At 72.2% G+C, this 9174-nt stretch carries 10 protein-coding genes; 8 read left to right on the top strand and 2 right to left on the bottom strand.

The features are described from left to right. Positions 1 to 392 precede the first annotated feature (392 nt). From ACFV0T_RS33115 to ACFV0T_RS33090, 6 genes are all read left to right on the top strand, one after another. Entirely contained in the window at positions 393 to 1190 is a 798-nt protein-coding gene (locus ACFV0T_RS33115; RefSeq protein WP_385787393.1) for a metallophosphoesterase, read from the top strand. Between the two features lie 120 nt (positions 1191 to 1310). After that, the gene (locus ACFV0T_RS33110; protein WP_385787390.1) at positions 1311 to 1754 is read left to right on the top strand and encodes an SRPBCC family protein; all 444 of its coding nucleotides are present in this window, start codon (positions 1311 to 1313) and stop codon (positions 1752 to 1754) included. Positions 1755 to 1794: 40 nt separating this feature from the next. After that, a complete protein-coding gene (locus ACFV0T_RS33105; RefSeq protein ID WP_385787387.1) occupies positions 1795 to 2964 on the top strand; it encodes an ArsA family ATPase in 1170 nt (389 codons plus the stop codon). 57 nt (positions 2965 to 3021) lie between these two features. Beyond that, positions 3022 to 3498 carry a DUF5304 domain-containing protein gene (locus ACFV0T_RS33100; RefSeq protein ID WP_385787384.1) on the top strand — a complete coding sequence of 159 codons (477 nt, stop codon included), beginning with the start codon at positions 3022 to 3024 and terminating at the stop codon, positions 3496 to 3498. A 54-nt stretch (positions 3499 to 3552) separates the two neighbouring features. Continuing rightward, positions 3553 to 4506: an ROK family glucokinase gene (locus ACFV0T_RS33095; protein WP_385787381.1), complete on the top strand. Its 954-nt coding sequence runs from the start codon at positions 3553 to 3555 to the stop codon at positions 4504 to 4506. 178 nt (positions 4507 to 4684) lie between these two features. Next, entirely contained in the window at positions 4685 to 5440 is a 756-nt protein-coding gene (locus ACFV0T_RS33090; protein ID WP_385787378.1) for an endonuclease/exonuclease/phosphatase family protein, read from the top strand. 58 nt (positions 5441 to 5498) lie between these two features. On the opposite strand, the gene ACFV0T_RS33085 is transcribed toward ACFV0T_RS33090, so the two are convergent. Then, entirely contained in the window at positions 5499 to 6098 is a 600-nt protein-coding gene (locus ACFV0T_RS33085) for a hypothetical protein (protein ID WP_385787375.1), read from the bottom strand. Beyond that, entirely contained in the window at positions 6091 to 6870 is a 780-nt protein-coding gene (locus ACFV0T_RS33080; protein ID WP_385787405.1) for an alpha/beta hydrolase, read from the bottom strand. Before ACFV0T_RS33080 ends, ACFV0T_RS33085 begins: the two co-directional genes overlap by 8 nt. 160 nt (positions 6871 to 7030) lie before the next feature. On the opposite strand from ACFV0T_RS33080, the gene ACFV0T_RS33075 reads away from it, so the two are divergent. Then, a complete protein-coding gene (locus tag ACFV0T_RS33075) occupies positions 7031 to 7828 on the top strand; it encodes a lysophospholipid acyltransferase family protein (protein WP_385787372.1) in 798 nt (265 codons plus the stop codon). 39 nt (positions 7829 to 7867) lie between these two features. Continuing rightward, positions 7868 to 9172 (top strand): MacS family sensor histidine kinase, encoded by a 1305-nt coding sequence (gene macS, locus ACFV0T_RS33070; protein ID WP_385787402.1) that lies wholly within the window; start codon positions 7868 to 7870, stop codon positions 9170 to 9172. Positions 9173 to 9174 lie beyond the last annotated feature (2 nt).

Here is a 9174-nt window from a genome sequence, read left to right as displayed (position 1 = left end):
CGGCGTTTCTCCGGACGATGTCGGTGAGATTGCCGTCCGCAGGGACCTCGTACAAAGCCGGAAGGCTGAACTCGCGCAAGACTGCTGCTCCTCATAGGGCGCCGGCGCCACGACGTTGTGTGATGCGACGGTGCGGTCCAAGGCTCGGGCAGGTACCCGGGCGTCGCCGGCGGGTGGAGGCCCGCTGGTTGAATTCCTGAGTACGACTGGACTGCCCGGACGTTACCCGCCGGTATGGCTTCTTCGACAGGGGGTCCCGGCGAGATGTTCGCTGCGTCACACAGATTGGTGTTCCTTCGCGCACAGTAGTCCACGCATTAACTGACTAGCCAGTAACCGCAGGTCCCGCCGCCACTGTTCACATATGCCGCACACGCCTACCCTTGATCGACATGGCACCCACATCAGCCGGTAACCGGAGGACCCGCGTCCATGTGGTCAGCGACGTGCATGGCAACGCCCGTGACCTGGCCAGAGCGGGCGACGGCGCCGACGCGTTGATCTGCCTCGGCGACCTGGTCCTCTTCCTCGACTACGCCGACCACTCGCGCGGCATCTTCCCCGACCTGTTCGGCGTCGAGAACGCCGACCGCCTCGTGGAACTGCGCACCGCCCGCCGCTTCGAGGAGGCACGGGAACTCGGCGCCCGGCTGTGGGCGGGGGTCGGCTCCGACCGGTCGGTCGTGATCGAGACCGCGATCCGCAAGCAGTACGCCGAGTTGTTCGCCGCGTTCCCGACACCGACGTACGCCACCTACGGCAATGTCGACATGCCGTCCCTCTGGCAGGAGTACGCCGGACCGGGCACGACCGTCCTCGACGCGCAGCGGGTGGAGATCGGCGGCCGGGTCTTCGGCTTCGTCGGCGGCGGCCTCAGGACGCCGATGCGGACCCCTTACGAGATCAGCGACGAGGAGTACGCGGCGAAGATCGAGGCGGTGGGCGAGGTGGACGTGCTGTGCACCCACATTCCGCCCGAGGTGCCCGAACTGGTCTACGACACCGTCGCGCGCCGCTTCGAGCGCGGCAGCCGCGCCCTGCTGGACGCGATCCGGCGCACGCGCCCCCGCTACTCGCTGTTCGGCCACGTCCACCAGCCACTGGTCCGACGGATGCGGATCGGGGCGACGGAGTGCGTGAATGTCGGGCACTTCGCCGGGTCCGGGCGGCCGTGGGCGCTGGAATGGTGAGAGGGCGCAGGTGGGGTGACATCGGCCCGTCGTGTGCGCGGTAGCCTTCACGCTGCACACACCTGCGCAGCAGCACGCACCACGACGTCTTACCGGCCCGCATCTGGAGGAGCCACGGCGATGGCGGAACACACCAGCTCGAGCATCACCATCGAGGCGGCACCGGCCGATGTGATGGGAGTGATCGCCGACTTCGCCCGCTACCCGGACTGGACCGGCGAGGTGAAGGAGGCGGAGGTCCTCAAGACCGACGACCAGGGCCGCGCCGAGCAGGTCCGTCTCGTCATGGACGCCGGAGCGATCAAGGACGACCAGACGCTGGCGTACACCTGGACCGGCGCGAACGAGGTCTCCTGGACCCTGGTCAAGTCCCAGATGCTGCGCTCGCTCGACGGCTCCTACGTGCTGAAGCCCGCGGGCGGCGGCGGGACCGAGGTGACCTACCTGCTCACCGTCGACGTCAAGATCCCGATGCTCGGCATGATCAAGCGTAAGGCGGAGAAGGTCATCATCGACCGGGCGCTGGCGGGACTGAAGAAGCGGGTCGAGTCGGGCGGGAAGTAGCGGAACGCGCGGCCGGCGCGCGGAGGTACCGTTCACCCCCATGCGCACCATCCTGATCACGGGCCCGGGCGGTTCCGGTCGTACGACCGTCGCCGCCGCCACCGCCCTGCGCGCGGCACGCGAGGGCACCAGGACCCTGCTGCTCGGCGCCGACCGCACCGACACCCTCGGTACGGCCCTGGGCACGGCGACCGGCGGCACCCCGGTGCGGGTCACCCCCCAGCTCACCGTCTGGCGCCCCGACGCCGTCGCCGGATTCCGTGACGACCTCGCGGCCTTCCAGGACCGCGTCTCCTCCGTCCTCGACCTCCTCGGCGCCTCCCGTCTCGACGCCGAGGAGCTCACCCCGCTGCCCGGCACGGAGGAGCTCAACCTGCTCCGCGCGCTGCGCGACGCCTCGCTCTCGCAGACCCATGACCTGCTCGTCGTCGACCTGCCCGCCACCCCGCAGGCCCTCGCCCTGCTCGCGCTGCCCGAGGAACTGCGCCGCTATCTGCGCCGCCTGCTTCCGCCCGAACGGCAGGCCGCCCGCGCCCTGCGCCCGGTCCTCGGCCGGCTCGCGGGCGTCCCGATGCCCAGCGAGGCGCTGTACGAGACGGCCACCCGGTGGGACGTGGAGCTCGCCGCGGTGGAGGCCGTCCTCGCGCACCGGGACACGGCCGTACGCCTGGTCGGCGAGCCCGGACCGGCCGGCGCCGAGGCGGTACACGCCGCCGAGCTCGGTCTCGCCCTGCGCGGCCTGCCCGTGGAGTGCCTCGTCGCCAACCGTGTCCTGCCCGAGACCGCCGGGGACCCCTGGCTCGCCGGACTCGTCGCCCAGCAGCGCAAGGCGCTCGCCGACTGGCAGGAGTCGCACGTCGTGCACCCGGTCGCCCACCTGGGCCGCGACCCGCACGGCGCCGACGACCTGGCCGCCCTCGACGCCCCCGGCGTCAACCCGGCGCCCGCCCCGGTCGAGTGGCCCGTGACCGACCGGCTCGCCGCGGACGGGGTGCTCGTCTGGCACCTCCCGCTGCCCGGCGCGATACGGGACGAGCTCGACCTCGTCCGGCGCGGTGACGAACTCGTCGTCACGGCCGGACAGTTCCGCCGGATCGTCGCCCTGCCCTCGGCCCTGCGCCGCTGCACCGTCGACGGCGCCGCCCTGCGTGACGGGGAGCTGCGTGTCCGGTTCGCCCCGGACCCCGCGCTGTGGCCGCGGGCCAGGTGAAGGAGATACCGCCGTTCGGGTAACGTCGTAGGGACGAACCGTAGTCAGGAGTCCGTCATGAGCGAAGCCGAGAACCCGGGGGTCCGGGCGACCGACGACGACGCCTGGGCCAAGGCCTGTGCCGAGGACCTCGAGGCCGAGCGGGCCCGCCGCCGCACCGACTACGGCCGGCCTCAGGGCTCGGCCGCCGAGGAGCTGCGCAAGCTCGTCGACGCGGTCGCCGACAAGCTGTCCGGCCTCCAGTCCCCGTTGTTCGGGGCGGTCGCCGGGCCGGCCGCGCAGCAGGTGGTGCGCCAGGTCGTGCAGCAGGCCAAGGCCGCCGTCGAGCCCGTGATAGAGCGCAATCCGGACGTCTTCGACCACCTCGCCGCGGCCGGCGGCGAACTGCTCGCCGCCTACCGCTCCGCCGTCCAGGCCCAGGAACAGCGCTGGACGGGCCGGTCCGCGGACCTCGACGACGACCTCAAGGACCTCGGCGACCGCCGTGACCGCGGTGACGAGGGCGGCCCCGGGGAACGCATCGACTTGGACTGAAGACCCCTCGGGTACGGTTGGCCGTAGCGGGGCTCGACCGAAACTGAGGGATTCATGGGACTCACCATCGGCGTCGATATCGGCGGCACGAAGATCGCGGCCGGCGTGGTCGACGAGGAAGGCAACATCCTCTCGACCCACCAGGTGCCGACCCCGGGCACGCCCGAGGGCATCGTCGACGCGATCGCCGCTGCCGTCGAAGGCGCACGCGTGGGGCACGAGATCGTCGGCGTGGGCATCGGTGCCGCCGGCTATGTCAACCGTCAGCGCTCGACGGTCTACTTCGCGCCGAACATCGACTGGCGCCAGGAGCCGCTGAAGGACGAGGTCGAGGCCCGCGTCGGCCTCCCGGTCGTCGTGGAGAACGACGCGAACGCCGCGGCCTGGGGCGAGTACAAGTTCGGCGCCGGCAAGGGCCACCGCAACGTCATCTGCATCACCCTCGGCACCGGCCTCGGCGGCGGCATCATCATCGGCAACAAGCTGCGCCGCGGGCACTTCGGCGTGGCCGCCGAGTTCGGCCACATCCGCATGGTGCCGGACGGCCTGCTGTGCGGCTGCGGCTCCCAGGGCTGCTGGGAGCAGTACGCGTCCGGCCGCGCCCTGGTGAGATACGCCAAGCAGCGCGCCAACGCCACCCCCGAGCACGCCGACCTGCTGCTGTCCCTGGGTGACGGCACCCCCGACGGCATCGAGGGCAAGCACATCTCCATGGCCGCCCGGCAGGGCGACCCGGTCGCCGTCGACTCCTACCGCGAGCTGGCCCGCTGGGCCGGCGCGGGCCTCGCCGACCTGGCCTCGCTCTTCGACCCCTCCGCGTTCATCGTCGGCGGCGGCCTCTCGGACGAGGGCGAGCTGGTCCTCGACCCGATCCGCAAGTCGTACAAGCGCTGGCTGGTCGGCGGCAACTGGCGTCCGGTCGCCGACGTGATCGCGGCCCAGCTCGGCAACAAGGCCGGCCTGGTGGGCGCGGCCGACCTGGCCCGGGAGCCCGACCCGATCATGTGATCCCCGTTCTTGTCGACAGCGCCCGCCGAGCCCGCGTCCGGGACGGCGGGCGCTGTCGCGCCGCGGGTGCCGTCGCGCCCGGCACTCCGGGCACTGTCGTGCGGGGTGCGCCGGGCACCGTCGGACCGGGCGGCGCCCTACCCGGACGTACGGGACGCCACGGCGTATCTTGATCGGCATGGCGACCTCTGCGCTGCTGCCCAACTCCCGTACCGAGCCGGACGGTTCGGCCGTTGTCCGAGTCCTGTCCTACAACATCCGCTCGATGCGCGACGACACCGGCGCGCTGGCCCGGGTGATCGGCGCCTGCGCCCCCGACCTGGTCCTCGTCCAGGAGGCGCCGCGGTTCTTCCGCTGGCGCAAGAAACTGGCCCGCCTCGCCACCGCGTCCGGACTGGTGATCCTCTCCGGCGGCGGCACGGCCGCGGGGCCCGCGATCCTCTGCTCGCTGCGCGCGACCGTCGAACGGACCGAGGACGTGCTGCTGCCGCTCACCCCCGGACTGCACCGACGGGGCTTCGCGACGGCCGTCGTACGGTTCGGCGGTGCCCGGCTCGGGGTCCTGAGCTGCCACCTCAGCCTTCAGCAGGACGAGCGCTACGACCAGGGCGGACTGCTCCTCGACCGGCTCACCGGGCTGGGCGTGGAGCACGCGGTCGCGGGCGGTGACCTCAACGAACGCCCCGGGGGCCGCACCTTCCGGCGGCTGTCCGAGGGCCTCCAGGACTGCTGGGCCACCGCGCCCTGGGGCGGGGAGTACACCTCCACGCCCACCGACCCGCACCAGCGCATCGACGCGCTCTTCGCGACGAAGGGGGTGCGGGTGCTGGGCTGCGGGGTGCCGTTGGGGCAGCCCGGCGTGACCGGGACCGACCTGCGGGCGGCCACCGATCACCTGCCGGTGCTGGCCGCCCTGTACGTGCCCGCGAGCTGAGGCCGGCCGGGGCTCGGCCGGCTCGGCCCGCTCGGCGGGCCCGGCCGGCTCGGCCCGCTCAGACCACCGCGCCCCGGCCCGGGTCGCCCTCGTCCTCGTCGTCCGTCCTCATCCGCACCACGAGCGTGGCGAAGCCGCCCAGGAAGCCGCCGATGCCGAGCGTCGTCAGCCACCAGGTCATGTCCCAGCCGAGCAGGACCGCCACCAGGAGCAGGATCGGGCCGCCGACCACTCCCAGCCACGCGAACCGGGAGGTCGTGTCCGTGGTGGGCAGGGGCGGCGGCTCGGGCGGCACGAAGTGACCCTCGTCGTCCTCCCCGAGGTCCTCCTCGGCCGCCTCCGGCGCGGTGTAGTCGCGCGGCCCGAGGCCGGGCGCGTAGGAGACCGAGCTGCCGAGCGGCTTGGCGGGCTGCTTCTCCTCCGGCTGTTCGTCGTTCGGCTCGGCCTCGAGCAGGGCCAGGTCCTCGACCTTCTTGAAGGGCTTGGCGCCCGGCGGGTCCGGCGGCTCCGTGCCGTATCCCGCGACGATCGCCGCCCACGCGGCCTCCTCGTCGAAGGCGACGCCCGAGTCCTCCGGCTCGTGCTCCACGGGCACGTCGTGGCCCCCGCGGTCCTCCCGCTCCTCGCGGTCCTCGCGGTCCGAGTCGTGCTCAGCCACCTGCGGCCGTCCCTTCCTTACCGACACTGGGTGCGAGCCGGCCGATGAATGCGTAGCTCTCCTCGAAGACACGGTCCGCGTCGTGGTCCAACGTCGCCACGTGGTAGCTCTGTTCCAGCTTGACCTCCGTCACGTCCGTCGAGGACACCCGACTCAGCACGCGGGCGGAGTCGGCCGGGGGCACGACGTGGTCCTGCGGACTGCGCAGGAGCAGCAGCGGCTGGGTGACCTGCGCCAGCTCGCCGTCGACCAGCCCGAGGAAGGTCCGCAGGGAGTGGGCCGCGTGCAGCGGCACCCGGTCGTAGCCGATCTCCGCGGCGCCGTCCTTCGCGATGTCGTCGGCGATTCCCCTGGTCGTCCTGACGAGGTGACGGGCGACCGGGAGGGCGTACGCGGACAGGCCGTGGACCTTGTTCGCGGGGTTGACGACGATCACGCCGGCGACGCCGTCCCCGTGCCGGGCGGCGAGCCGCAGGGCCAGCGCCCCGCCCATGGACAGGCCGGCCACGAACACCCGGGCACAGCGGTCGCGCAGGGCGCGCAGCTCCCGGTCGACCTCCGCGTACCAGTCCTGCCAGCCGGTGAGCTGGAGGTCCTCCCAGCGGGTGCCGTGTCCCGGCAGCAGGGGCAGCGACACGGTCAGCGCGCGCTCGGCGAGGTATTCCGCCCAGGGGCGCAGCGACTGCGGGGAACCGGTGAAACCGTGGCAGAGGAGGACACCGACCTCCCCGCCCTCATGGCGGTACGGCTCGGCTCCAGGAAGGACCGGCACCTTCGGTCTCCTGTTCATGTCAGGGTCGTGAACTCTTCCGGGTGTGGTTCACCGTACGCGACCGCACTGACACCGACCAGGGCCGTCGGGCTCATTGACGGCACTCCGGGTTAAGGTCTGAGCGACACAAACAGGAGGCACTCGGTTGTTGTACGGCGCGATGAAGGTTTCCATCGGCGGGCCGCTGAAGATGATCTTCAGGCCTTGGGTGGAAGGCCTGGAGAACGTACCCGCCGAGGGCCCGGCGATCCTTGCGAGCAACCACCTGTCCTTCTCGGACTCGTTCTTCCTGCCCGCCGTCCTCGACCGCAAGGTGACCTTCATCGCGAAGGCCGAGTACTTCACCACGCCCGGGGTGAAGGGCCGGCTGACGGCCGCCTTCTTCAAGGGCGTCGGCCAGCTCCCGGTGGACCGCTCCGGCGCGCGCGGCGCCGGTGAGGCCGCCATCAAGAGCGGTATAGAGGTGCTGGAGAGCGGCGAGCTGTTCGGTATCTACCCGGAGGGCACGCGCTCGCCCGACGGCCGCCTCTACCGCGGCAAGCCCGGCGGCCTCGCGCGCGTGGCGCTCGCCACCGGAGCGCCCGTCATCCCGGTCGCCATGATCGACACGGAGAAGATCCAGCCGCCCGGGAAGGTCATGCCGAAGGTGATGCGGCCCGGCATCCGGATCGGCAAGCCGCTGGACTTCAGCCGCTACCAGGGCATGGAGCACGACCGTTTCGTACTCCGCGCGGTGACCGACGAGGTCATGTACGAGATCATGCGGCTGTCCGGCCAGGAGTACGTCGACATCTACGCGACGGCCGCCAAGCGGCAGCTCTCGGACGCGGCGAAGGCGGAGAAGGAAGCGGAGAAGGCGGCGGAGAAGGCGGCCAAGGCCGCGCTCGCGCAGGCCGTCAGGGAACAGGCCGAGAAGGACAGGTCGGAGCACAAGCCGGAGCACAAGCCGCAGACCTAGAGCCCGGGCACGACTTCCCGGGGGTGGGGCGTGGGGGGATTGGCCAAGCGCGTCAGAGTCATGAGGATGTCCGTCGAGCAGCCGCTGTGGCGCGCGCTCACCGCCTACCGGGTGCTGACCATGCTGTACGCGGTCGGTTTATTCGCCACCGCCTACGACGGTTTCGTCCGCCCCTGGGTGGCCATCGCCTACTACGTCGTCCTGTGCGGATGGACCCTGGCCACCCTGCCGAAGGTCGCGAACGCGGCGAGCTGCACGAAACGATTCCTCGCCCTGGACCTCGCGGTCGCGCTCACCGGCATCCTGCTCACGCCGGTCGCCGACTCCCACGCGCGGATCCTCGACGGGGGCCCGACCCTGCCGTCGATATGGACCGCGGGATCCGTCCTGGCCTTCGCCGTCAAGGGCGGCTGGCGCTGGGCGGCCGGCGCCTCCACCCTGGTGGCCGCCGTGAACCTCGTCGAGCGCGGCACTCCGGCCCGCGACACCGTCCACAACGTGATCCTCGTCTGGGTCGCCTCCATCGCCATCGGCTACGTCGTCGAGGTCGCCCGCGCCTCCGAGCGCACCCTCGCCCGCGCCTTGGAGATCGAGGCCGCGACCAGGGAGCGGGAGCGGCTCGCCCGCGACATCCACGACGGCGTGCTCCAGGTGCTGGCGATGGTCCAGAGGCGCGGCGCGGTCATCGGCGGCGAGGCGGCCGAGCTGGGCCGGATGGCGGGGGAGCAGGAGGTGGCGCTGCGCACCCTGGTCTCGGGCGGCATGGTCCCGGTGTCCCGGGTGTCGCGGGACGCCGCCGACGGGGCGCTGGTCCACGCGGTCGACGAATCCGAGGACGACGGCCCGGTGGACCTGCGCGCGCTGCTCGCCCGCTACGCCGCCGCCCGGGTCAGCCTCGCCGAGCCCGGTGCCCCGGTGCTGCTGGCCCCGGCCGTCGCTAAGGAGCTGGCCGCGGCCGTCGGGGCGGCCCTGGACAACGTACGCGGACACGCCGGGCCGGACGCGCGGGCCTGGATCCTGGTCGAGGACGAGCCCGGCTCGGTCGTCGTGACCGTCCGGGACGACGGGCCCGGCATCCCCGAGGGCCGGCTCGCGCAGGCCGAGGGCGAGGGCCGGCTCGGCGTGGCCCTGTCGATCCGGGGACGACTGCGCGACCTGGGCGGCAGCGCAGAGCTGTGCTCCACACCGGGGCAGGGCACGGAGGTGGAGCTGACGGTGCCGAAGGACGCGACGAAGAACACGACCGGCGCGAAGAACACGACCGACGCGAAGAACACGACCAGCACGACCAGCACGAAGAACACGAAGAACACGAAGAACACGAAGAACGACGCGACGACGTGACG

The sequence above is a fragment of the Streptomyces sp. NPDC059582 genome (genome assembly GCF_042735715.1).
GTDB lineage: Bacteria > Actinomycetota > Actinomycetes > Streptomycetales > Streptomycetaceae > Streptomyces.
This window is presented reverse-complemented; position numbering and strand designations above follow the sequence as displayed.